The organism is Kribbella sp. NPDC056861, from assembly GCF_040687575.1.
In the GTDB taxonomy this organism is placed as follows: domain Bacteria; phylum Actinomycetota; class Actinomycetes; order Propionibacteriales; family Kribbellaceae; genus Kribbella.
This window is the reverse complement of record NZ_JBFBNQ010000015.1, coordinates 3,182-4,795: the sequence shown is the minus strand read 5'-3', so window position 1 is coordinate 4,795 and position 1,614 is coordinate 3,182. Positions and strand designations below refer to the sequence as shown.

General features: G+C 55.7%; 1 rRNA gene (running past one end of the window). It reads right to left on the bottom strand.

The features are described 5' to 3' along the window. Window positions 1-89: 89 nt before the first annotated feature. Window positions 90-1,614: ribosomal RNA gene (locus AB0P21_RS41375) — 23S ribosomal RNA — on the bottom strand (it continues 1,661 nt past the right edge of the window).

Sequence of the window (1,614 nt, the reverse complement as noted above, 5' to 3'; positions counted from 1 at the left end):
GCTGGGGGTTGACCGTATTTCGGGAACCGTATAGTGGACGCAGATCATCTTCGCAGCAAGTGTCTTTGTTGCCAACCAGTGGTTGGTGTTGAGACAAGCCCTCGGCCTATTAGTACCAGTCAGCTCCACACCTTACGGTGCTTCCACTTCTGGCCTATCAACCCAGTGGTCTACTGGGGGCCTTACCCGATTAACTCGGTGGGAGACCTCATCTTGAAGCGTGCTTCCCGCTTAGATGCTTTCAGCGGTTATCACTTCCGAACGTAGCCAACCAGCCGTGCTCCTGGCGGAACAACTGGCACACCAGAGGTTCGTCCACCCCGGTCCTCTCGTACTAGGGGCAGCTCTTCTCAAGTCTCCTGCGCGCGCAGCGGATAGGGACCGAACTGTCTCACGACGTTCTAAACCCAGCTCGCGTGCCGCTTTAATGGGCGAACAGCCCAACCCTTGGGACCTACTCCAGCCCCAGGATGCGACGAGCCGACATCGAGGTGCCAAACCATCCCGTCGATATGGACTCTTGGGGAAGATCAGCCTGTTATCCCCGGGGTACCTTTTATCCGTTGAGCGACGGTGCTCCCACATGCCACCGCCGGATCACTAGTTCCGACTTTCGTCCCTGCTCGACATGTCTGTCTCACAGTCAAGCTCCCTTGTGCACTTACACTCGACACCTGATTGCCAACCAGGCTGAGGGAACCTTTGAGCGCCTCCGTTACCTTTTAGGAGGCGACCGCCCCAGTCAAACTACCCACCAGGCACTGTCCCTGATCCAGATAATGGACCGAAGTTAGACAGCCAGAACAACCAGAGTGGTATTTCAACGATGACTCCACCCGAACTGGCGTCCGAGTTTCACAGTCTCCCACCTATCCTACACAAGTTGTACCGACCACCAATACCAAGTTGTAGTAAAGGTCCCGGGGTCTTTCCGTCCTGCTGCGCGTAACGAGCATCTTTACTCGTAATGCAATTTCGCCGAGTCCATGGTTGAGACAGCGCCCAAGTCGTTACGCCATTCGTGCAGGTCGGAACTTACCCGACAAGGAATTTCGCTACCTTAGGATGGTTATAGTTACCACCGCCGTTTACTGGCGCTTAAGTTCAAAGCTTCGCCGGCCTAAACCAGCTAACCTGTCCCCTTAACGTTCCAGCACCGGGCAGGCGTCAGTCCGTATACATCGAATTACTTCTTCGCACGGACCTGTGTTTTTAGTAAACAGTCGCTTGGGCCTGGTCTCTGCGGCCATCAACGCTTCCGAGAGCAAGTCTCGTAACGTGTCCGGCCCCCCTTCTCCCGAAGTTACGGGGGCATTTTGCCGAGTTCCTTAACCATGGTTCACTCGATCGCCTTGGTATTCTCTACCTGATCACCTGTGTCGGTTTGGGGTACGGGCGGCTCTAACACTCACTACGAAGTTTTTCTCGGCAGCATGGGATCATCCACTTCCCCTAAACGGGTCCGCCTCGGTTCTCAGGCTGTAAGAGACACGGATTTGCCTATGCCTCGCCCTACCACCTTGCCCGCGGATCAGCTTGCGCCTACCATCGCCGCGGTTGGACTGCCCTCCTGCGTCACTCCTTAGTGCACCTAATACCAGTTCGGGTCAGACG